The following is a 23098-nucleotide window of genomic DNA, read 5'->3' as shown; positions in this document are numbered from 1 at the left end:
TTAAACCAGACCAAACAGCGTTAACAGCAGGTCGATGAGCTTGATGCCGATAAACGGCACCACAAGACCGCCCAGACCATAAATCCACAGGTTACGGCGCAGCATCGCCGCGGCCGCAAGCGGCTTGTAGCTCACGCCCTTCAGCGCCAGCGGGATCAGAAAGACGATAATCAGCGCGTTGAAAATCACGGCGCTCAGAATGGCCGAGGCGGGCGAGTGCAGATGCATCACGTTCAGCGCGTTAAGCTGCGGGTAAGTCGCCGCGAACGCCGCCGGGATAATAGCGAAATATTTGGCCACGTCGTTGGCGATACTGAACGTCGTCAGCGAGCCGCGCGTCATCAGCATCTGTTTGCCGATATGCACCACTTCGATGAGCTTGGTGGGGTTGGAGTCGAGATCCACCATGTTCCCCGCCTCTTTCGCCGCCTGGGTGCCGGAGTTCATCGCCACTGCGACGTCCGCCTGCGCCAGCGCCGGGGCGTCGTTGGTGCCGTCGCCGGTCATCGCCACCAGTCGTCCTTCGGCCTGATACTGGCGGATCAGCGCCAGTTTGGCCTCCGGCGTCGCTTCGGAAAGAAAATCATCCACGCCGGCTTCGGCCGCGATGGCTGCGGCGGTCAGCCGGTTGTCGCCGGTGATCATCACCGTTTTGATGCCCATTTTGCGCAGCTGCGCGAAGCGCTCTTTAATGCCGCCTTTGACGATATCTTTCAGCGCAATAACGCCGAGCACCTGCGCGCCTTCGGCCACCACCAGCGGCGTGCCGCCGGTGCGCGCCACGCCTTCCACCAGCGTATCGACCTGCGCCGGGAACTGGCCGCCGTTGGCTTCCACGTGGCGGCGAATGGCGTCCACTGAACCTTTGCGGATCATCCTGTCCTGGACGTTAATCCCGCTCATGCGCGTCTGGGCGGTGAAGGGCACAAACGTCGCCTGAAGGCTCTGCACGTCGCGCTCGCGCAGGTTAAAGCGCTGTTTGGCGAGCACCACGATGCTGCGGCCTTCCGGCGTTTCGTCGGCGAGCGAGGCGAGCTGGGCGGCGTCCGCCAGCGTTTTTTCATCGACGCCGGGCGCGGGCAGGAACGCGGAGGCCTGACGGTTGCCAAGCGTAATGGTGCCGGTTTTATCAAGCAGCAACACGTCCACATCGCCCGCCGCTTCTACCGCGCGCCCGCTGGTGGCAATCACATTCGCGCCAAGCATGCGGCTCATGCCCGCCACGCCGATGGCGGAGAGCAGCCCGCCGATGGTCGTCGGGATGAGGCAGACCAGCAGCGCCACCAGCACCGTCACGCTAACCGCCGCGCCGCCGTACTGCGAGAACGGGTAGAGGGTCGCGGTCGCCAGCAGAAAGACGATGGTGAGCGCCACCAGCAGAATGGTGAGCGCGATTTCGTTCGGCGTTTTACGGCGCTCGGCGCTTTCGACCATCGCAATCATGCGGTCAAGGAACGTCTCGCCCGGGTTAACGCTGCACTGGATGACCAGCCAGTCGGAGAGAATGCGCGTGCCGCCGGTCACCGAGGCGAAATCGCCGCCCGATTCACGGATAACCGGCGCCGATTCGCCGGTAATGGCGCTCTCGTCAACCGACGCGCCGCCTTCGAGCACCTCACCGTCGCACGGGATGATATCGCCCGCTTCCACCAGCACGATATCGCCTTTGCGCAGGTCGGTAGCAGGCACGTGATCCACCTGGGCGTCGTGGTGTGGCACGCGTAGTTTACGGGCGAAGGCGGTCTTTTTAACGCCTTTCAGGCTGTTAGCCTGGGCTTTGCTGCGGCCCTCGGCCAGCGCCTCGGCGAAGTTCGCGAACAGCACCGTAAACCACAGCCACAGGCTGATGGCGCCGGTAAACAGCGCCTCGCCGGGCAGTTTCCCGGCGGCAATCGCCACGGCAATCAGCGTGGTCAGCAGGCTGCCGACCCAGACGATAAACATGACCGGGTTGCGCCACTGGGCGCGCGGACTCAGTTTTTTAAAAGAATCGATCAGCGCCTGACGAACCAGAGAGGATTCAAACAGGGCCAGTTGCTTGCGACTCATGGATAGCGACTCCGCAATGGTCATTTCACAAGAGAAAGGTGTTCCGCGACCGGGCCTAAGGCGAGGGCGGGGATAAAGGTCAGGGCGCCGACCAGCAGCACGGTGCCCGTCAGCAGGCCGATAAACAGCGCGCCGTGGGTAGGCAGCGTGCCGGGGCTCGCGGGCTGCGCTTTTTTAGCGGCGAGCGATCCGGCAATCGCCATCACCGGCACAATCACCAGGAAGCGGCCAAACCACATGCAGAACGCCAGCAGCAGGTTCCAGAACGGCGTGTTGGCGCTCAGGCCCGCAAAGGCGCTGCCGTTGTTATTGGCAGCGGACGAGACCGCGTACAGCACTTCGCTGAACCCATGAATGCCGGGGTTGAAAATGCCCGCGCGGCCTGCGTCGGTCATCAGCGCCAGCGCCGTGCCGATAAGCACCAGCGCAGGCGTTACCAGAATCGCCAGCGCGGTCATTTTCATCTCGCGCACGTCAATTTTTTTACCGAGGTATTCCGGCGTGCGGCCAATCATCAGGCCGGCGATAAACACGCCCAGCAGCACAAACAGCAGCATCCCGTACAACCCGGAGCCGACGCCGCCGAAGACCACTTCGCCAATCTGCATCAGCCACATTGGCAGCATGCCGCCGAGCGCCGTAAAGGAGTCGTGCATGGCGTTGACCGCACCGCATGAGGCCGCTGTCGTGACGACCGCAAACAGGCTGCTGGCGAGGATGCCAAAGCGGCTCTCTTTGCCTTCCATATTAATGTCGCTGTCGGCGCCGAGCGTCAGAAAGTGCGGGTTGCCTGCCGTTTCAGCCCACATCACCAGCGCCACGCAGACCACGAAAATCACCGTCATGGTCCAGAGAATGGCGCGGCCCTGACGCGCGTCGCCCACGGCGTCGCCGAAGGCGAAACAGAGCGCCGCCGGGATCAGGAAGATAGCCAGCATCTGCACGAAGTTCGTCAGCGCGGTCGGGTTTTCAAACGGGTGAGAGGAGTTGGCGTTAAAGAAGCCGCCGCCGTTGGTGCCGAGCATTTTGATGGCCTCCTGCGAGGCGACCGGGCCCATCGGCAGCATCTGCCGCGCGCCTTCCAGCGTGGTGAAAGGCTGATACGCCGAGAAGTTCTGAATCGCGCCTTGCTGAATAAAAAACAGGGCGATAATCAGCGAGAGCGGCACCAGTACCCACAGCGTCACGCGGGTAAGATCCTGCCAGGCGTTGCCGAGCGTTGTGGCCGACTGGCGTGCGAACGCACGAATCAACGCAAACGCTACCGCAATGCCGGTGGCGGCGGAGAGGAAGTTTTGCACCGCGAGCCCTGCCATCTGGCTGAAATAGCTCACCGTGCTTTCGCCCGCATAAGATTGCCAGTTGGTGTTCGCGACAAAACTCACCGCCGTGTTCAGCGCCAGGTGCCAGGAGAGGCCCGGCAACTGTTGCGGATTAAGCGGCAGGAAGCCCTGACACATCAGTATGGTGAACAGCACCACCAGCCCGAGTGTGTTAAAGGCCAGGATCGCCAGCAGGTAGCGCTTCCAGTCCATCTCTTCCTGACGAATGCCGAGCACGGCCCAGAGCACGCGCTCCACGCCGCCCACGCCCGGCAAGGGCTCGCCGTCGATCATCCGGGCAAGCAGGCTGCCCAGCGGTCTGGCGAGCGCCATCAGCACCAGTAAAAAACTGGCGATAAGTAAAAATGCCGAAGCCGCCATCAGAACGCCTCCGCATTAATCAGGGCGTATACCAGATAGCCCAGTAACAGGAAAACCAGCACGATGCCGGTTATCAGGCCTGCACTCACAATCCACCTCCATGGGGGTTTTTGGAATATGCGCAGAGGGTAGGGATTCAGGCGTAAAGGTTTCGCAAAAATCGCGAAGCGGGGTGTAAAAAAAATATAAAAATCGCAAAAACCATAATTTAACTGCGGGTTAGTATTTCGTTAACCGTTTTGTAACTTATTTACGATATCAATTGTAAAGATGCTAAGAATTCGTCTGAATGGTGGTCGGATGAGTAGTAAAATTACAGGCAAAGCGGTACAATTTTAACCAGCTCACAAAATTCAATTTCCGGCCTTGCATGCCGGGCAAGTTAAAAAGGGGGAGAAACCTATGTCTTTATATAAAAAATATCCTGCGCATCAGGTCTTCCTGCGTCGCGTGCTGGTGCTGATCGCGGGCATTGTCGCCCTGCCGGTAATGCTGTTCTGGAAAGATCGCGCTCGCTTTTATAGTTATCTGCACCGCGTATGGTCGAAAACCAGCGATCAGCCGGTCTGGATGGCGCAGGCTGAACAAGCTGCCTGCGATTTCTACTGATTCGCGCGACGCCCTGAAAAACCGCTCATTTCGAGCGGTTTTTTTATGCCTGCGAAAGTCGTGCGCCGCTGCGTTTTTCGCTGCAAACAGGCTGGTGTTAACAGGCTGCCTCTGGCTACACTGAGAGTGTATAAAAATGAGGAAGGCCGAATGAGTGTAAAAATCCCTGTTGGCATTAGCGCCTGTCTTTTAGGGGAAAATGTGCGTTTCGACGGCGGCCATAAACGGCTGGCCTTTGCGGTGGAAGAGCTTGCGCCCTGGGTAAAATATGAGCCGGTCTGCCCCGAAATGGCGGTTGGTCTGCCTGTGCCGCGCCCGGCGCTCCGTCTGGTGAAAACCGACGACGGCCATCTCGCGCTGCGCTTTAGCGATAAACGCGACGGGGATCTCACTGAAGAGATGGCTGCCTTTTCACGCGAGCGCGTCAGCCGCCTTGATCACCTGTGCGGCTATATCGTCTGCGCCAAGTCGCCAAGCTGCGGTATGGAGCGCGTGCGCGTCTACGATCAGGACGGTAAAAACAACCGAAAAGCCGGACGCGGCATCTATACCGATATTCTGATGAACGCGCTGCCCTGGCTTCCGGTGGAAGAGGACGGGCGTCTGCACGATCCGGCCATTCGCGAAAATTTCGTCGAACGCATCTATACCCTGCATGAACTCCACGCGCTGCGCGCCGAAGGGCTGAGCCGCGGGAATCTGATTGCGTTCCACAGCCGTTATAAGCTCCTGCTGCTGGCGCATTCGCAGCCGCTCTATCGCGAGCTGGGGCGTTTTGTCGCCGCCATCGACAAGTGGGAATCGCTGGACGCCTATTTTGAGGAGTACCGCCTGCGCCTGATGGCGCTGCTGTCCATCCAGGCGACCCGGCGCAACCACACCAACGTGCTGATGCACGTGCAGGGCTATTTCCGCAATCAGCTTAACGGCCGCCAGCGTCAGGAGCTCTCCACGCTTATCGACCGCTACCGTCAGGGCACCCAGCCGCTGCTGGCGCCGGTCACGCTGCTCAAACACTACATGGCGGAATTTCCTGACCCCTACCTTGATCAACAACGCTATTTTGAGCCTTACCCGGAAGCGCTGCGCCTGCGCTATGGCCGGTAAACAAGGAGTGTTATGACCACGCATCTGGTCTGGTTTCGCGCGGATTTACGCGTCTTTGATAACCTGGCGCTCGCCGCCGCCTGCCGTGACCCCGACGCGCGGGTCATCGGTCTGTTTATCTCCACCCCGCAGCAGTGGCGCGATCACACCCTCGCGCCGCGCCAGGCGGCGTTTATCTGGCAAAACCTTGCGGCATTGCAACAGGCGCTCGCGAAGCGGGGCATTCCGCTCTTTACCTGCGACGCGCCCGATTTCGCCGCCGCCGTAGAAACGCTGGCGACGTTTTGCGACGAGCATCAGGTATCGGCGCTGTTTTATAACTACCAGTATGAACTGAACGAGGCACGGCGTGACGCGGCGGTCGAACGCCGGCTGGCTGAGCGCGTCGCCTGCCAGGGCTTCGATGACAGCGTGATGCTGCCGCCCGGCAGCGTCGTGACCGGCAACGGCGAGATGTATAAAGTTTTCACGCCTTACAGCCGGGCATTTTTGCGCCGTCTGGGCGAAGGGCTGCCGCCATGCGTCAGCGCGCCGAAACCGCGCGCGGGCGGCGCCATTACCGACATACCACCGCTTGCGCCGTTCGATTACCCGAGTGCTACGCCGGACGCGCTGCTGTTTCCGGCAGGCGAAGAGGCCGCGCTGCAACGCCTGCGCGAGTTTTGCCAGACGGCGGCGGGTGACTACCCGGAAAAGCGCGATTTCCCGGCGCTTCGCGGCACCAGTCTGCTCTCGCCATATCTCGCCATCGGCGTGCTGTCGCCGCGCCAGTGTCTGCATCGTCTGTTAACCGAACACCCGCGCGCGCTGGAAGGCGGCAGCGGGGCGGTCTGGCTGAATGAGCTTATCTGGCGCGAATTCTACCGTCATCTTATCGTCGCCTGGCCGCACCTGTGCCGCCATCAGCCGTTTATCGACTGGACGGCGCGGGTGGCATGGCAGCAGAACGACGCGCACTTTCAGGCCTGGTGCGAAGGCCGGACGGGTTACCCGATTGTGGACGCCGCCATGCGCCAGATGAACGCGACTGGCTGGATGCACAACCGGCTGCGGATGATCACCGCGAGCTTTCTGGTCAAAGACTTACTGGTCGACTGGCGGCGCGGCGAACGCTATTTTATGTCGCAACTGATCGACGGCGATTTCGCGGCCAATAACGGCGGCTGGCAGTGGGCGGCCTCGACCGGCACCGACGCCGCGCCCTATTTCCGTATTTTTAACCCTGTCACGCAGGGGCAGCGGTTTGACGCCGACGGCGATTTTATTCGCCGCTGGGTGCCGGAGCTGAGCCATGTTCCCGGTAAGGCGGTGCACGAGCCGCATGTCTGGGCTAAAAAACACGGCGCAACGCTGCGCTACCCGCAGCCGATAGTCGACCACAAACAGGCGCGCGTCGCGACGCTCGCGGCCTATGAAGCGGCCCGCAAGGCATAAGAGAGACGAAACATGAAAAACAGCGAACTGGAACAACTGATTAACGACAAGCTTAACAGCGCGACGTTCAGCGACTACGCGCCGAACGGGTTGCAGGTCGAGGGCCGCGACGAGGTGCATAAAATCATCACTGGCGTGACCGCAAGCCAGGCGCTGCTCGATGAAGCCGTGCGCCAGCAGGCGGACGCCGTCATTGTGCACCACGGTTATTTCTGGAAGGGCGAATCGCCGGTGGTACGCGGCATGAAGCGCAACCGTCTGAAAACGCTGCTCGCCAACGATATTAACCTCTACGGCTGGCATCTGCCGCTCGACGCGCACCCGCAACTGGGCAATAACGTGCAGCTGGCGCAACTGCTTGGCATTGAGGTGAAAGGCGAAATCGAACCGCTGGTGCCGTGGGGTGAACTCTCGATGGCGGTTTCTGGCCCGGAATTCGCCTCCTGGCTTGAGGCGCGTCTGGGGCGGCGCCCGCTGTGGTGCGGCGATACCGGCCCCGATCTCGTTAAACGCGTCGCCTGGTGTACCGGCGGCGGCCAGAGCTTTATCGACAGCGCGGCGCGCTTCGGCGTCGATGCGTTTATTACCGGCGAAGTATCGGAGCAGACCATTCACTCGGCGCGCGAGCAGGGGCTGCACTTCTACGCCGCCGGCCACCACGCCACCGAGCGCGGCGGCATTCGCGCGCTCAGTGAATGGCTGAATGAAACCACCGATCTGGACGTGACTTTTATCGATATCCCGAATCCGGCTTAAACAACACAAGAGAGGAAAACGTGCAGCGAGCCCGTTGTTATCTGTTAGGCGAAAGCGCCGTAGTGCTGGAGCTGGAGCCGCCTGTGACGCTGGCCAGCCAGCAGCGCATCTGGGGGCTGGTGCAGCGTCTGGAGGCGGTGCCCGCCGTGGTGGAAGTCATTCCCGGCATGAATAACATTACCGTGATGCTGCGCGAGCCAGGCACGATGGCGCTGGACGCGATTGAGCGGTTACAGCGCTGGTGGGAGGAGAGCGAGGCGATTCTCCCTGACGCGCGGCGCATAGAAATCCCGGTCGTGTACGGCGGCGAAGGCGGGCCGGACCTGGCGGAAGTCGCGCGCCACGCCGGGCTTAGCGAAAAGCAGGTGGTGGAAAAGCACTCCCAGGTCGACTACGTGGTCTATTTCATCGGCTTTCAGCCGGGCTTTCCTTATCTTGGCGGGCTCGCGCCCGAGCTTGCCACGCCGCGTCGGGCCGAGCCGCGGCTGTCGGTCCCGGCAGGCTCCGTCGGTATTGGCGGCAGCCAGACGGGCATCTATCCGCTGCCAACGCCAGGCGGCTGGCAGATAATCGGCCACACGCCGCTTGCGCTGTTTAACCCGCAGAAAAACCCGCCGGGCCTGCTCGCGCCCGGCGACACCGTGCGCTTTGTGCCGCAACAGGAGGGCGTATGCTGAAGATTATTCGCGCGGGCATGCACGCCTCGATTCAGGACGGCGGCCGTTTCGGGCTGCGCCAGTATGGCGTGAGCCAGTGCGGCGCGCTGGATGGCCCGTCGTTGCAGATTGCCAACCTGCTGGTGGGCAACGATCCGAACGCGGCGGCGCTTGAAATTACGCTCGGGCAGTGCGTGGTGGAGTTCACCGAAGACGGCTGGTTTGCGCTCACTGGCGCGGGCTGCGACGCGATGCTTGACGATCGCGCCGTCTGGACCGGCTGGCGCCTGCTGGCCCGTGCGGGACAACGTTTAAGCCTGAAGCTGCCGCGCCGCGGCATGCGCAGCTATCTGGCGCTGGCGGGCGGTTTCGACGTGCCGGAAGTGATGGGCTCTTGCAGTACCGACGTCAAAGCGGGCGTCGGCGGTTTTGAAGGTCGTCTGCTGCGCGACGGCGACGCCGTGCCGGTGAAGCCAGCCACCCGCCATTTTCGCGAGGCGCGCGGCGTGAAGCAGTTACTGTGGGGTAACCGCATTCGCGCGCTGCCAGGGCCGGAGTATCATGAATTCAGCCACGCGGCGAAAGAAGCGTTCTGGCGTACGCCCTGGCAGCTAAGCCCGCAGAGTAACCGCATGGGCTACCGGTTGCATGGCCATGTGCTGGAGCGCACTACGGAGCGCGATCTGCTCTCCCACGGGTTGTTGCCGGGTGTGGTGCAGGTGCCCCCCGGCGGTCAGCCGATTGTGTTGATGAACGACGCCCAGACCACCGGCGGCTACCCGCGTATCGCGTGCGTCATTGACGCCGACCGCTACAACCTCGCGCAGCTGCGTTTAGGCGAGCCCATTCACTTTGTGCAGTGCTCCATCGAAGAGGCGCTGAAGGCGCGCAGCGACCGTGAACGTTACCTTGAACAACTGGCATGGCGGCTGAATGATGAAGATTGATCTGAACGCCGATCTCGGCGAGGGCTGCGGTAACGACGCGTTGCTGATGCCGCTGATTAGCTCGGCCAATATCGCCTGCGGGTTCCATGCGGGCGACGCGCGGACGATGCGCGAAAGCGTGCGGCTGGCGCTGGCGCACGGCGTGGCCATCGGCGCGCATCCAGGCTTTGCGGATCGCGAAAACTTCGGGCGCACGGCGATGCAGTTACCGCCCGAGACGATCTACGCCGAGACGCTGTATCAGACAGGCGCGCTCGCGGCGATTGCGCGCGCCGAGGGCGGCAGGCTCACGCACGTGAAACCGCACGGGATGCTCTATAACCAGGCGGCGAAAGACGCGGCGCTTGCCGACGCCATCGCCCGCGCGGTGAAGGATTTCGATGCCACGCTGCTGCTGGTGGGGCTTGCCGGGAGCGAGTTAATTCGCGCGGGCGCGCGCCATCAGCTTGCCACACGCGAAGAGGTGTTCGCCGATCGCGGTTATCGGGCGGACGGCTCGCTTGTGCCGCGCAGCGAGCCGGGCGCGTTAATCGAGGATGACGATGAGGCGGTCTCGCGCACGCTGACGATGGTGCTGGAAGGGCGGGTACTGAGCCGGGAAGGGGCCTGGGCTGCGGTCAACGCCCAGACGGTCTGCCTGCATGGCGACGGGGCGCACGCGCTGGCGTTTGCGCGCCGTTTACGTGAGGCTTTTGACGCGCGGCAGATTCAGATAAGCGCGTAACTTACAGCGACGCCGCCGCCCGCGCGGCGGTGTCGTAGAGCGAGGCGATAGTGCGCAGCAGTTGCGCCGTTTCGCCAATCGCCGCCCCCGGTATGCCGCTCTCCACCTGGATGGCGATAAGACACGCCTCGCGCACGTCGCGGTACTTCATGCACAGCGCTTTTCCTTCCTCGGTGGTAAAGAAATAGAGTTCTTTGCCCACTTTCTCGCTGCTCACATAGCCCGCTTTCACCAGCTTTTTCAGCGCGTAGGTGACGACATGAGTGTCTTCGACGTTCAGCACAAAGCAGATATCCGCCAGCTTTTTCTTGCGGTTACGGTGGTTGACGTGATGCAGCAGCGACACGTCGAACGCGCCCATATCCGGCTCGCCCGCTGCCGTCATGCAGCGCACCATCCATTTGTTAAACGCGTTGCTGGTCATGATCAGCGCGTACTCCAGCTCCGATAATTCGGCGCAGCGCTCTGAAACCAGATGACGGGACGAGACGATACGCCCGTCGGTGATATCGTCGTTACCGTTTGATGTTTCAGCTTTTTTCTGGCTCATCGCGGCCCTTATTCTTTTGCGGGTATTGGTAAAAACTATAAAACGTAACCGACAAAATAAAAACATTTTATTGATAAATTGTTTACATGTTGTGACCGTTCAGATATAGCTTTTTGGTCAGGTTCTGCACGTTCACAGCGCCTGCCCACACAACAACGTTCGCCGTAATGCCCACGCTTCGCCACCCCGGCGAAGGAGTAGAACAGCCTTCGGCGTGCAACGCTCACTTTGGAAAGGGTAACAATGTATGGACGGTTCCTCTCTGTTGCCACTCATCGGGATCCCGGTGGTGGTTCTCGGTTTTGCGCTGCGCTTTAACCCGCTGCTGGTCGTCGTGGTCGCCGGGCTGACGACGGGGCTCACGGTCGGTATGGATTTCGGCATGTTGCTGGAAACCTTCGGCGAAAAATTTGTTAACAGCCGCTCGCTCGCGACGTTTATTTTGATTTTGCCGGTGATTGGCCTGCTGGAGTATTACGGGCTGAAAGAGCGCGCCCAGGCGTGGGTGGCGAAAATCGCCAGCGCCACCTCGGCGCGTATTCTGATGCTCTATTTTGTGGTGCGCGAAGGCACCGCCGCGCTCGGGCTGATGTCGCTCGGTGGTCACGCCCAGACTGTGCGTCCGCTGCTGGCGCCGATGGCTGAAGGCGCGGCGCTTAACGAATATGGCGAGCTGCCTCAACACATCCGCGACAAAATCAAGGCGCACGCCGCCGCGTGCGACAACATCGCGGTGTTCTTCGGCGAAGATATCTTTATCGCCTTCGGCGCGGTGCTGCTGATTGACGCCTTCCTGAAAGAGAACGGCATCGCGGGCATTGAGCCGCTGCATATCGGCCTGTGGGCTATCCCGACCGCCATCGCCGCGCTGATTATCCATATGGCGCGCCTGCTGCGCCTCGACGCCAGCGTGCGGCGCGACGTAATGGCCTGGCGTGCGGAGCAGGGCAAACAGGAGGCGGCGCAATGAGCACTTTGCTGACCATTAACCGCGTCTACTACCTCATTGGCTTTGTCGTCATGCTGCTGGTGGTGATGACGCTGCGCGATCGCGGCAACCCGAAGCGTTTTACCACTGCGCTGTTCTGGTTCCTGTTCGGCGGTATTTTCCTCTTCGGCGATCTGATGGTGCAGGAGCTGGGCCGCTCGCTGGCCTACCGAATTATTGGCGGCGCGGTGATTGTTATCGCCCTGCTGGCGGGCTTTGGGCTGGTGGGGAAAGGGCACTATAAAATGTCCACCGAGGCGGAGCGCGTGGCCTCCTCAGAGCGTCTGCGCAACTGGCTGTTCCTGCCCGCGCTGCTGATCCCGGTGGTGACGGTGCTCGGCACGCTGTTTTTAAAAGGCGTCTCGGTGGGCGGCGTTTTCCTGCTGGATCAAAAACAGCTGACGCTTGCCGCGCTGTGCGTGGCGTGTGTCGCGGCGCTGCTGGTTGGCTGGTGGCTGACGCGCGGCACGCCGCTGCATGCGGTGCGCCAGTCGCGCCGTCTGGTGGATACTATTGGCTGGGCGGTGATTTTACCGCAGATGCTGGCCATGCTCGGCGGCGTGTTCGTCGTCGCCAATACCGGCACCGCCGTGCAGAACGTGGTAAGCCTGTTTGTTGACCCGGAAAACCGCTTCATGCTGGTGGTGATTTACTGCATCGGCATGGCGCTGTTCACGATGATTATGGGCAACGCGTTTGCGGCATTTCCGGTGCTGAGCGCCGGTATCGCGCTGCCGCTGTTGATTAACCATCATCATGGCGACCCGGCGCCGCTGCTGGCGATTGGCATGTATGCCGGGTATTGCGGCACGCTGATGACGCCGATGGCGGCCAACTTCAATATCGTTCCCGCCGCGCTGCTGGAGCTTAAAGATAAGTACCAGGTGATAAAAATTCAGATCCCAACGGCGGTGACGCTGTTGGTGGTGAACGTTTTCCTGATGTATTTCATCGTGTTCCGCTAAGCGCGGCACGGTTGCCCCTAAGGAGCTGTTATGACACTGACGCAATCCCAGGCTGACGCCTTTGCCCGGATGCCTTTAACGTATCTGCGCCGGGAATACCCGAACCACATCATGCATCTGATGAATGAGGACGCCGATGCGCTGCCGCCGCGCGAACTGCATCCGATTTTTTATGGCTGCTTTGACTGGCATTCGGCGGTGCACGGCTACTGGCTGCTGCTACGCTGCGTGCGCCTCTACCCGACGCTGTCGTGTCGTGACGATATCATCGCGCTGTTCGATGAGCACTTCACCCAGGCGAACGTGGCGCGCGAAGTGGACTATTTCACCGCGCCGTTTCGCGCGTCGTTCGAGCGTCCGTATGGGTACGGCTGGCTGTTGGCGCTCGCCCAGGAGCTGAAGCAGTCGGACGTGCCGCAGGCCGCGCGCTGGCACGAAACACTTGAGCCGCTGACCCAGGATATCCGCGCGCGCCTTATCGATTATCTCAGTAAGCTGACCTACCCGATCCGCGTCGGCACGCATTACAACACCGCGTTTGCGCTGGCGCTTGGCCTCGATTACGCCCGCGCGCTGGACGACGAGGCGCTGGAGCGCGCTATTACTGACGCCTCGACGCGGTTTTATCAGGCCGACACCGCGTACCCGGCGCACTACGAGCCGGGCGGCGATGAATATCTCTCCGGGGCGCTGACCGAGGCGTTGCTGATGAGCAAAACGGCGGAAGGTTTCCCGGCGTGGTTCGATGCCTTCCTGCCGGATATCGGCGGCGTGGCGGCGCTGATGAACCCGGCGGTGGTAAGCGATCGCGCCGACCCGAAAATCGCGCATCTTGACGGGCTGAATTTAAGCCGCGCGTGGTGCATGAAGCATATCGCGGCGGCGCTGCCGGAACATCACGGCGCACAGGCTCCGCTGAAGGAGGCGGTGGCGCGCCACCTGGCCGCAAGCGTTGAACATGTCGTCGGCAGTCACTACAGCGGCGGCCACTGGCTTGCGAGTTTCGCGCTGCTGGCGCTGGAATAACCCTTTCAACCGCCGCTTTTTTGCGGCGGTTTCGTTTTTCTCCCCCAGGCCCGCTGCTACAGTTTATCCTTATGTTTTCATCTTTAAGTAACCCAAAAAGGATGCACGATGCCGGAAGGACCGGAGATCCGCCGCGCGGCGGATAAGCTTGAAGCGGCGGTGGCGGGAAAGCCGCTGACCCATGTCTGGTTTGCCTTTCCTGAACTGAAAGCGTTTGAAGCGTTGCTGACGGGCGCGCGCGTCGAGCGCTTTGAAACACGCGGCAAAGCGCTGCTGACGCATTTTTCTAACGGGCTGACGCTCTACAGCCATAACCAGCTGTATGGCGTCTGGCGGGTGGTGAAAGCGGGTGAAACGCCGCAGACCACGCGCAGCCTGCGCGTACGGCTCGACACCGAAGACGCCGCGGTGCTGCTCTACAGCGCTTCTGAGATTGAAATGCTCGACGCCGACGGTGTGGCGGCGCACGCGTTTTTACAGCGCGTCGGGCCAGATGTGCTGGATCTGTCGCTGACGGTGGAACAGGTAAAAGAGCGGCTGTTAAGCCCGCGCTTTCATCGCCGTCAGTTTAGCGGCCTGCTGCTCGATCAGGCGTTTCTCGCGGGGCTTGGCAACTATTTGCGGGTCGAGATCCTCTGGCAGGCGCAGCTTGCGCCGCGCCATAAAGCCTCAACGCTCAATGACGCGCAGCTCGACGCGCTGGCCCGCGCCTGCCTTGACATTCCACGGCTCTCATATCAGACGCGCGGCAGGGTGGATGAGAACAAACACCACGGCGCGCTGTTTCGCTTCGAGGTGTTTCATCGCGCGGGGAAAAAATGCCGCCGCTGCGGGGGCATTATCGAAAAAACGACGCTGTCGTCGCGGCCGTTCTACTGGTGTCCGGGGTGTCAGACGTAGGGGCGATGGTGGCGGGCGGTGCGTCGTTTACCCGCCCTGCACTGTAATGTGCGCAGAAATATGAGCGTTCCGTTCGCCATCACGTCACGTTTCTGTGTGCGTTTCTCTCACGCGAACGTACAAAGGTGGGCGCCGCCGCGCCCTTTGCCATTCCGGCTCCCGGCGCAAAATCGCCCTGTGGGCCGACGTTGTGAACAGGAGTAACACCCTCCGCGCTGCATTTTGTGCATGGTAGGGGGAGGCGCACCCGCCCTGGTTATGACCCGCCGGGCGTTGAAACCGCCATAAAAAAACGCGCCAGAAGGCGCGTTTTTTAAGAATAACCGCAGCGTTAAATTAACGTTTGGTCAGATCAGATTTGAAATCACGCTGTTCGTAGCCGGTATAGAGCTGACGCGGACGCGCGATCTTCATGCCTTCGCTGTGCATCTCGTTCCAGTGCGCAATCCAGCCTACGGTACGCGCCATCGCGAAGATAACGGTAAACATGGACGACGGAATGCCCATCGCTTTCAGGATAATGCCGGAGTAGAAATCCACGTTCGGGTAGAGTTTCTTCTCAATGAAGTACGGGTCGTTGAGCGCGATGTTTTCGAGTTCCATCGCCACTTCCAGCAGATCGTCTTTGGTACCCAGCTCTTTCAGCACTTCGTGGCAGGTTTCACGCATGACGGTGGCGCGCGGGTCATAGTTTTTGTAAACGCGATGACCAAAGCCCATCAGGCGGAAAGAGTCGTTTTTGTCTTTCGCGCGACGTACGAATTCCGGAATGTGCTCAACGGAGCTGATCTCTTCCAGCATTTTAAGCGCTGCTTCGTTAGCGCCGCCGTGCGCCGGTCCCCACAGAGAGGCGATACCGGCTGCGATACACGCGAAGGGGTTCGCGCCGGAGGAGCCTGCGGTACGCACGGTGGAGGTCGAGGCGTTCTGCTCATGATCCGCGTGGAGGATCAGAATGCGATCCATCGCGCGTTCCAGCACCGGGTTCACCTCATAAGGCTCGCACGGGGTGGAGAACATCATATTCAGGAAGTTGCCGGAGTAGGAGAGGTCGTTACGCGGGTAAACAAACGGCTGGCCGATTGAATATTTGTAACACATCGCCGCCACGGTCGGCATTTTAGAGAGCAGGCGGAAGGCCGCAATCTCACGGTGGCGCGGGTTATTGACGTCCAGCGAGTCGTGATAGAACGCCGCCAGCGCGCCGGTCACGCCGCACAGCACCGCCATCGGGTGGGAGTCGCGACGGAAACCGTGGAACAGACGCGTGATCTGCTCATGGATCATGGTGTGGCGGGTGACGGTCGTTCTGAATTCGTCGTACTGCTCCTGAGTGGGCTTTTCGCCGTAGAGCAGGATGTAGCACACTTCGAGATAGTTGGACTCGGTGGCTAACTGATCGATAGGGAAACCGCGGTGCAGCAGGATACCTTCATCACCATCGATAAAGGTGATTTTGGACTCGCAGGATGCGGTAGAGGTAAAGCCGGGGTCGAACGTGAAAACACCTTTAGAACCAAGACTACGGATATCGATTACATCCTGACCGAGCGTGCCTTTTAGCACATCCAGTTCGATAGCACCATCACCGTTATAGGTTAGGTTTGCTTTTTTATCAGCCATTTACGGTCTCCTTAGCGCCTGTTGCTTGCGACGGTTAACCGCCGATTTACCTCCAGCCAGCAGGGGGAATGTTGCCAGTTTGTTGTGTGGCGCGCAGCTCTGTTTCAGAGGGGAAACCAGGGTACAGAGCGATGGGCGGCTTGCAGGCAACCATTCAAACCTGGGTGAAACAACAGTAAATCAGGGTGTTAGCCGTCAGTATTTGTCAAACCTGATTATCACTAATACCTGGCTAAATTACTGCGGTCAATACCGGCACACTGTTACATAACTTATTCTCAGGTGAAAGTATGACCCCATAACTTTTGCGAATTATATGCATTTCCTGGTGATGTTTGTAACTAATTTGTTTAACATTTGTCAAATCAGATGATTAAAAATTAAAATAATGTTGTTATCGTGATCCTGGTCACTGTTCCGACCAAAAGCGGCCAAAGTATTTGTATGTTAATTGTAATGATATTGTGAACATCCTATACTGCCGCCAGGTCTCCGGAACACCTTGCAACCGCGAGCCACCCAGCGTAGTAACGCGTTATGCAGCCTTTGGAAGCGGTGATTTTGCATGACGCGGAGTTATAGAAAGATGACGCTGCTTGACCCGCCTGCAGACCGGAGGAAGGACACAATAAGAACAGCATGTGGGCGCATTCATGATAAAAAAGGTGAATAAACAACGACCTGTCAACCTGGATCTGACAACGATCCGGTTTCCTGTCACCGCGATCGCTTCTATCCTCCACCGCGTTTCCGGCGTGATTACCTTTGTCGCCGTCGGCATTCTGCTTTGGTTGCTAGGGCTGTCTCTCTCGTCTCAAGAAGGTTTTCTGACCGCGTCCTCAGTCATGGACAGCTTCTTCGCTAAATTCATCATGTGGGGCATCCTGACTGCGCTGGCTTACCACGTCGTCGGCGGCGTCCGCCATATGTTAATGGACTTCGGCTACCTTGAAGAAACCTTCGCAGCAGGCCAACGCTCCGCTAAGTTCGCTTTTATTCTCACTGTCGTGCTTTCAATTCTCGCAGGAGTCCTCGTATGGTAAGCAACGCCTCCGCATTAGGACGCAACGGCGTACATGACTTCATCCTCGTTCGCGCCACCTCTATCGTCATGACGCTCTATATCATTTATATGATTGGCTTCTTCGCGATGAACGGCGACCTGACGTATGAAGTCTGGACAGGTTTCTTCTCCTCCACCTTCACGAAAGTGTTCACCCTGCTAACGCTGGTTTCGATTCTGGTCCATACGTGGATTGGGATGTGGCAGGTGCTGACCGACTACGTAAAACATCTGGCGCTGCGCCTCTTTTTACAGCTGGCGATTGTCGTCGCCCTGGTGGTTTACGTGATTTATGGATTTGTTGTGGTGTGGGGTGTGTAAATGAATTTGCCAGTCAGAGAATTTGATGCCGTTGTTATTGGCGCAGGCGGCGCAGGTATGCGCGCGGCGCTGCAGATTTCCCAGAGCGGCCAGACATGCGCGCTGCTCTCCAAGGTGTTCCCGACCCGTTCTCACACCGTTTCCGCCCAGGGCGGTATTACCGTTGCGCTTGGCAATTCCCATGAAGACAACTGGGAATGGCACATGTATGACACGGTAAAAGGTTCCGACTATATCGGCGACCAGGACGCGATTGAATATATGTGTAAAACCGGCCCGGAAGCGATTCTGGAGCTTGAGCACATGGGGCTGCCGTTCTCCCGTCTGGACGATGGCCGCATCTACCAGCGCCCGTTCGGCGGCCAGTCGAAAAACTTCGGCGGCGAGCAGGCGGCGCGCACCGCAGCGGCGGCGGACCGTACCGGTCACGCGCTGCTGCACACGCTGTATCAGCAGAACCTCAAAAACCACACCACGATTTTCTCCGAGTGGTATGCGCTGGATCTGGTGAAAAACCAGGATGGCGCGGTGGTGGGCTGTACCGCGCTGTGCATCGAAACCGGCGAAGTGGTGTACTTCAAAGCCCGCGCGACCGTGCTGGCGACCGGCGGCGCAGGCCGTATTTACCAGTCCACCACCAATGCCCACATTAATACCGGCGACGGTGTCGGTATGGCGCTGCGCGCAGGCGTACCGGTGCAGGATATGGAAATGTGGCAGTTCCACCCGACCGGCATCGCCGGCGCGGGCGTGCTGGTCACCGAAGGCTGCCGCGGCGAAGGCGGCTACCTGCTGAACAAACACGGCGAGCGCTTCATGGAGCGTTACGCGCCGAACGCCAAAGATCTGGCGGGTCGCGACGTGGTGGCACGCTCCATCATGATCGAAATCCGCGAAGGCCGCGGCTGCGATGGTCCGTGGGGCCCGCACGCCAAGCTTAAGCTCGACCATCTGGGCAAAGACGTTCTGGAATCCCGTCTGCCGGGCATTCTGGAACTCTCCCGCACCTTCGCGCACGTCGACCCGGTGAAAGAGCCGATCCCGGTAATCCCGACCTGCCACTATATGATGGGCGGCATTCCGACCAAAGTGACCGGCCAGGCGTTGACCGTGAACGAGAAGGGCGAAGATGTGGTGATCCCGGGTCTGTTCGCGGTGGGTGAAATCGCCTGCGTATCGGTGCACGGCGCCAACCGTCTGGGCGGCAACTCGCTGCTTGACCTGGTGGTCTTCGGCCGCGCGGCGGGTCTGCATCTGCAGGAATCTATCGCCGAGCAGGGCCCGCTTCGCGACGCCAGCGACTCCGATGTGGAGTTCTCGCTGGAGCGCCTCAACCGCTGGAACAACAACCGCGACGGCGAAGACCCGGTGGCGATCCGCAAAGCGCTGCAGGAATGTATGCAGCACAACTTCTCGGTATTCCGCGAAGGCGACGCGATGGCCAAAGGGCTTGAGCAACTGAAAGTGATCCGCGAGCGCCTGAAAAACGCCCGTCTGGACGATACCTCCAGCGAGTTCAACACCCAGCGCGTCGAGTGCCTGGAGCTGGATAACCTGATGGAAACCGCTTACGCCACCGCCGTATCGGCGAACTTCCGTACCGAGAGCCGCGGCGCGCATAGCCGCTTCGACTTCCCGGACCGCGACGACGAAAACTGGCTGTGCCACAGCCTCTATTTGCCGCAAACAGAGAGCATGACGCGTCGCGAAGTGAATATGCAGCCGAAGCTGCGTCCAGCTTTCCCGCCGAAAGTGCGTACTTATTAAGAGCGGAGCAATGTGATGAAACTCGAGTTTTCCATTTATCGCTATAACCCGGATGTCGACGACGCGCCGCGCATGCAGGATTACACCCTGGAGCAGGAAGAAGGGCGTGACATGATGCTGCTCGACGCCCTGATGCTGCTGAAAGAGAAGGACCCGAGCCTCTCTTTCCGCCGCTCCTGCCGCGAAGGCGTGTGCGGCTCCGACGGCCTGAACATGAACGGTAAAAACGGCCTCGCCTGTATTACACCGGTGTCTAATTTAGGTGCGGGTAAGCAGAAAATCGTTATCCGTCCGCTGCCTGGTCTGCCGGTTATCCGCGACCTCGTAGTGGACATGGGGCAGTTCTATGCCCAATATGAGAAGATTAAACCTTACTTGTTGAATAATGGACACAATCCGCCGGCACGCGAACACTTGCAGATGCCGGAACAGCGCGAGAAGCTCGACGGGCTGTATGAGTGCATTCTGTGCGCCTGCTGCTCCACGTCGTGCCCGTCGTTCTGGTGGAACCCGGATAAATTTATTGGTCCGGCAGGGCTGTTGGCCGCGTATCGCTTCCTTATCGACAGCCGCGATACCGAAACCAACGAACGCCTGGACGGCCTGAGCGACGCGTTCAGCGTGTTCCGTTGCCACAGCATCATGAACTGCGTGAGCGTCTGTCCGAAGGGGTTAAACCCGACGCGCGCCATCGGTCATATTAAGTCGATGCTGTTGCAGCGCAGCGCGTAAGCAAGCGTTGTGGTAGTGGCGGGTGCGCATACGCTTACCCGCCCTGGAAAGAAATATCCCTCTCCCTGAGGGGAGAGGGAAAAGCAGGAAACCTTTAAAAACCGCTACAGAGTAGTACCAGTAATCGAGGCGTTCAGAGCGAGACAAGGCGGCAACTGAGCGCATCCCCAGGAGCATAGTGAACTATGTGACTGGGGTAAGCGAAGGCAGCCAACGACGTCGCAGCCTGAACGAAGAAGATTAATGGCAGTTTTTAAAGGTTCCTTCGCGGGCCCCACTAACAAGAGCTCGCAGGTGAACCCCGGCACGTACAACACTGTACGTGGTAGTTTCTACGGCGAAATAAGCAGACATGCTTAAGGGATCACGATGCAGAACGGCGCAATGAAAGCCTGGCTGGACTCTTCTTACCTCTCTGGCTCTAACCAGAGCTGGATAGAACAGCTCTATGAAGACTTCTTAACCGATCCTGATTCAGTGGACGCCCACTGGCGCTCTATGTTCCAGCAACTGCCTGGCACCGGCGCGAAACCGGATCAATTCCATTCAAAAACGCGTGATTATTTCCGTCGTCTGGCGAAGGATGCCTCACGTTACTCTTCCTCGATTTCCGACCCTGACACGAATGCGAAGCAGGTTAAAGTCCTGCAGCTTATTAACGCCTATCGCTTCCGTGGCCATCAGCACGCGAATCTTGATCCGCTTGGGCTGTGGCAGCAGGAGCGCGTCGCGGATCTGGACCCTGCGTTCCACGATCTGACCGAAGCCGATTTCCAGGAAACTTTTAACGTAGGCTCTTTTGCGCTCGGCAAAGAGACCATGAAGCTCGGCGATCTCATTGAGGCGCTTAAGCAGACTTACTGCGGCTCCATCGGCGCGGAATACATGCATATCACCTCGACTGAAGAGAAACGCTGGATCCAGCAGCGTATTGAATCTGTCGCAGGCCACGCGGGCTTTAGCGTGGATGAGAAAAAACGCTTCTTAAGCGAACTGACCGCAGCAGAAGGTCTGGAGCGTTATCTGGGCGCTAAATTCCCCGGCGCGAAACGTTTCTCGCTGGAAGGCGGCGATGCGTTAATCCCGATGCTTAAAGAGATGATTCGCCACGCCGGTAAGAGCGGCACGCGCGAAGTGGTGCTGGGTATGGCGCACCGCGGTCGTCTTAACGTCCTGATTAACGTGCTCGGTAAAAAGCCGCAGGATCTGTTCGACGAATTCGCCGGCAAGCATAAAGAGCATCTCGGCACCGGCGACGTGAAATACCATATGGGCTTCTCGTCCGATATCGAAACCGAAGGCGGCCTGGTTCACCTGGCGCTGGCGTTTAACCCGTCGCACCTGGAGATTGTCAGCCCGGTGGTGATGGGCTCTGTGCGCGCGCGTCTCGACCGCCTGGATGAGCCGAGCAGCAACAAAGTGCTGCCGATCACCATTCACGGCGACGCGGCCGTTGCAGGGCAGGGCGTGGTTCAGGAAACCCTGAACATGTCGAAAGCGCGCGGCTACGAAGTGGGCGGTACGGTTCGTATCGTTATCAACAACCAGGTAGGCTTTACGACGTCCAACCCGCTTGACGCCCGCTCCACCCCGTACTGCACCGACATCGGCAAAATGGTGATGGCGCCGATTTTCCACGTCAATGCGGACGATCCGGAAGCCGTGGCGTTTGTGACCCGTCTGGCGCTCGATTTCCGTAACACCTTTAAACGCGACGTGTTTATCGACCTGGTGTGCTACCGCCGTCATGGCCATAACGAAGCCGACGAGCCGAGCGCGACCCAGCCGCTGATGTACCAGAAAATCAAAAAGCACCCGACACCGCGCAAACTCTACGCTGACAAGCTGGAGCAGGAAGGTGTGGCGAAGCTTGAAGACGCGACCGAAATGGTCAATCTCTACCGCGACGCGCTGGATGCCGGCGAGTGCGTGGTGAAAGAGTGGCGTCCAATGAATATGCACTCCTTTACCTGGTCGCCGTACCTCAATCACGAGTGGGACGAAAGCTACCCGAATAAAGTCGAGATGAAGCGTCTGCAGGAGCTGGCGAAGCGCATCAGCACCGTGCCGGAAGGCATTGAGATGCAGTCGCGCGTGGCGAAAATCTACGGCGACCGTCAGCTGATGGCGAACGGCGAAAAACCGTTTGACTGGGGCGGCGCGGAAACGCTGGCCTACGCGACGCTGGTCGATGAAGGCATTCCGGTGCGTTTGTCCGGCGAAGACTCCGGCCGCGGTACGTTCTTCCATCGTCATGCGGTGGTGCATAACCAGGCCAACGGTTCGACCTGGGTACCGCTACAGCACATCCATAATGGCCAGGGCCCGTTCAAAGTCTGGGACTCTGTACTCTCTGAAGAAGCGGTGCTGGCGTTTGAGTATGGCTACGCGACCGCAGAGCCGCGCACCCTGACCATCTGGGAAGCGCAGTTTGGCGACTTCGCCAACGGCGCGCAGGTGGTTATCGACCAGTTTATCAGCTCCGGCGAGCAGAAGTGGGGCCGTATGTGCGGCCTGGTGATGCTTCTGCCGCACGGTTACGAAGGCCAGGGCCCGGAACACTCTTCCGCGCGTCTGGAACGTTATCTGCAACTCTGCGCTGAGCAGAACATGCAGGTATGCGTGCCCTCGACGCCGGCGCAGGTTTACCACATGCTGCGTCGTCAGGCGCTGCGCGGTATGCGTCGTCCGCTTATCGTGATGTCGCCGAAATCACTGTTGCGCCACCCGCTGGCGGTCTCCACGCTGGATGAACTGGCGAACGGCGCATTCCAGCCTGCTATCGGCGAAATCGATGAGATCGATCCGCAAGGCGTGAAACGCGTCGTGCTCTGTTCTGGTAAGGTTTATTACGACCTGCTGGAGCAGCGTCGTAAGAATGATCAGAAGGATGTGGCGATTATCCGTGTCGAACAGCTCTATCCGTTCCCGCACCACGCGTTGCAGGAAGCGCTGAAGCCGTTCGCGCACGTGCATGATTTCGTCTGGTGCCAGGAAGAGCCGCTTAACCAGGGCGCCTGGTATTGCAGCCAGCACAACTTCCGTGAAGTGATTCCGTTTGGCTCTGCATTACGTTATGCAGGCCGCCCGGCCTCCGCCTCGCCTGCGGTAGGGTATATGTCCGTTCACCAGAAACAGCAACAAGATCTGGTTAATGACGCGCTGAACGTCAATTAAT

At 59.6% G+C, this 23098-nt stretch carries 21 protein-coding genes; 16 read left to right on the top strand and 5 right to left on the bottom strand.

What is annotated here, in order from left to right; genetic code table 11:
• The 3 genes from kdpB to kdpF are packed head-to-tail and all read right to left on the bottom strand — an operon-like array spanning position 1 to position 3841.
• A complete protein-coding gene (kdpB, locus tag BJP61_RS15370) occupies positions 1-2049 on the bottom strand; it encodes a potassium-transporting ATPase subunit KdpB (RefSeq protein ID WP_171998646.1) in 2049 nt (682 codons plus the stop codon).
• A gap of 20 nt (positions 2050-2069) precedes the next feature.
• Positions 2070-3752, bottom strand: coding sequence for a potassium-transporting ATPase subunit KdpA (gene kdpA, locus BJP61_RS15365; protein WP_171998645.1), 1683 nt, complete (start codon positions 3750-3752; stop codon positions 2070-2072).
• On the bottom strand, positions 3752-3841 hold the full coding sequence (gene kdpF / locus BJP61_RS15360; RefSeq protein ID WP_015386886.1) for a K(+)-transporting ATPase subunit F: 90 nt from the start codon (positions 3839-3841) through the stop codon (positions 3752-3754). Before kdpF ends, kdpA begins: the two co-directional genes overlap by 1 nt.
• A 313-nt stretch (positions 3842-4154) precedes the next feature.
• Here kdpF and BJP61_RS15355 point away from each other — a divergent pair, with 313 nt between their 5' ends.
• From BJP61_RS15355 to pxpA, 7 genes are all read left to right on the top strand, one after another.
• Positions 4155-4361, top strand: coding sequence for a YbfA family protein (locus BJP61_RS15355; RefSeq protein WP_171998644.1), 207 nt, complete (start codon positions 4155-4157; stop codon positions 4359-4361).
• A 150-nt stretch (positions 4362-4511) separates the two neighbouring features.
• Positions 4512-5468, top strand: a complete 957-nt coding sequence (locus BJP61_RS15350; RefSeq protein WP_171998643.1) for a DUF523 and DUF1722 domain-containing protein — start codon at positions 4512-4514, stop codon at positions 5466-5468.
• A gap of 12 nt (positions 5469-5480) precedes the next feature.
• Positions 5481-6902: a deoxyribodipyrimidine photo-lyase gene (gene phrB / locus BJP61_RS15345; protein ID WP_171998642.1), complete on the top strand. Its 1422-nt coding sequence runs from the start codon at positions 5481-5483 to the stop codon at positions 6900-6902.
• Positions 6903-6914: 12 nt separating this feature from the next.
• The gene (locus tag BJP61_RS15340; RefSeq protein ID WP_038864095.1) at positions 6915-7658 is read left to right on the top strand and encodes a type 2 GTP cyclohydrolase I; all 744 of its coding nucleotides are present in this window, start codon (positions 6915-6917) and stop codon (positions 7656-7658) included.
• Positions 7659-7678: 20 nt separating this feature from the next.
• Positions 7679-8335: a 5-oxoprolinase subunit PxpB gene (gene pxpB / locus BJP61_RS15335; RefSeq protein WP_038864093.1), complete on the top strand. Its 657-nt coding sequence runs from the start codon at positions 7679-7681 to the stop codon at positions 8333-8335.
• Complete coding sequence (pxpC, locus tag BJP61_RS15330; RefSeq protein WP_161581864.1) at positions 8329-9261, top strand: 5-oxoprolinase subunit PxpC; 933 nt, start codon at positions 8329-8331, stop codon at positions 9259-9261. Before pxpB ends, pxpC begins: the two co-directional genes overlap by 7 nt.
• Complete coding sequence (gene pxpA / locus BJP61_RS15325) at positions 9251-9985, top strand: 5-oxoprolinase subunit PxpA (RefSeq protein WP_075192284.1); 735 nt, start codon at positions 9251-9253, stop codon at positions 9983-9985. Before pxpC ends, pxpA begins: the two co-directional genes overlap by 11 nt.
• Before the next feature lies 1 nt (position 9986).
• On the opposite strand, the gene BJP61_RS15320 is transcribed toward pxpA, so the two are convergent.
• Positions 9987-10535: a winged helix DNA-binding protein gene (locus BJP61_RS15320; RefSeq protein WP_038864091.1), complete on the bottom strand. Its 549-nt coding sequence runs from the start codon at positions 10533-10535 to the stop codon at positions 9987-9989.
• Between the two features lie 247 nt (positions 10536-10782).
• Between BJP61_RS15320 and BJP61_RS15315 the strand changes: the two genes are divergently transcribed.
• From BJP61_RS15315 to nei, 4 genes are all read left to right on the top strand, one after another.
• Positions 10783-11505: a DUF969 domain-containing protein gene (locus BJP61_RS15315; protein ID WP_038873459.1), complete on the top strand. Its 723-nt coding sequence runs from the start codon at positions 10783-10785 to the stop codon at positions 11503-11505.
• Entirely contained in the window at positions 11502-12488 is a 987-nt protein-coding gene (locus BJP61_RS15310; RefSeq protein WP_038864088.1) for a DUF979 domain-containing protein, read from the top strand. The genes BJP61_RS15315 and BJP61_RS15310 overlap by 4 nt, the downstream gene beginning before the upstream one ends.
• Before the next feature lie 30 nt (positions 12489-12518).
• Positions 12519-13514, top strand: coding sequence for a DUF2891 domain-containing protein (locus BJP61_RS15305; protein WP_171998641.1), 996 nt, complete (start codon positions 12519-12521; stop codon positions 13512-13514).
• 108 nt (positions 13515-13622) lie between these two features.
• On the top strand, positions 13623-14414 hold the full coding sequence (nei, locus tag BJP61_RS15300; RefSeq protein ID WP_075192234.1) for an endonuclease VIII: 792 nt from the start codon (positions 13623-13625) through the stop codon (positions 14412-14414).
• A gap of 336 nt (positions 14415-14750) precedes the next feature.
• Here nei and BJP61_RS15295 read toward each other — a convergent pair whose 3' ends face one another.
• Positions 14751-16037 carry a citrate synthase gene (locus tag BJP61_RS15295; RefSeq protein WP_038864084.1) on the bottom strand — a complete coding sequence of 429 codons (1287 nt, stop codon included), beginning with the start codon at positions 16035-16037 and terminating at the stop codon, positions 14751-14753.
• Between the two features lie 653 nt (positions 16038-16690).
• Between BJP61_RS15295 and sdhC the strand changes: the two genes are divergently transcribed.
• The 5 genes from sdhC (at position 16691) to sucA (ending at position 23097) form a co-directional block, all read left to right on the top strand.
• Positions 16691-17080, top strand: coding sequence for a succinate dehydrogenase cytochrome b556 subunit (sdhC, locus tag BJP61_RS15290; RefSeq protein WP_007669739.1), 390 nt, complete (start codon positions 16691-16693; stop codon positions 17078-17080).
• Positions 17074-17421 carry a succinate dehydrogenase membrane anchor subunit gene (gene sdhD / locus BJP61_RS15285; RefSeq protein ID WP_007706826.1) on the top strand — a complete coding sequence of 116 codons (348 nt, stop codon included), beginning with the start codon at positions 17074-17076 and terminating at the stop codon, positions 17419-17421. Before sdhC ends, sdhD begins: the two co-directional genes overlap by 7 nt.
• Positions 17422-19188 (top strand): succinate dehydrogenase flavoprotein subunit, encoded by a 1767-nt coding sequence (sdhA, locus tag BJP61_RS15280; protein ID WP_161581862.1) that lies wholly within the window; start codon positions 17422-17424, stop codon positions 19186-19188.
• A 15-nt stretch (positions 19189-19203) separates the two neighbouring features.
• The gene (locus BJP61_RS15275) at positions 19204-19920 is read left to right on the top strand and encodes a succinate dehydrogenase iron-sulfur subunit (RefSeq protein WP_007669742.1); all 717 of its coding nucleotides are present in this window, start codon (positions 19204-19206) and stop codon (positions 19918-19920) included.
• A gap of 369 nt (positions 19921-20289) precedes the next feature.
• Entirely contained in the window at positions 20290-23097 is a 2808-nt protein-coding gene (sucA, locus tag BJP61_RS15270; RefSeq protein WP_075192235.1) for a 2-oxoglutarate dehydrogenase E1 component, read from the top strand.
• Position 23098: the final 1 nt, after the last annotated feature.

The sequence above is a fragment of the Cronobacter sp. JZ38 genome, assembly GCF_008932145.1.
GTDB lineage: Bacteria > Pseudomonadota > Gammaproteobacteria > Enterobacterales > Enterobacteriaceae > Cronobacter > Cronobacter muytjensii.
The sequence above is the reverse complement of the archived record's forward strand: the minus strand, read 5'-3'. Positions and strand labels throughout refer to the sequence as shown.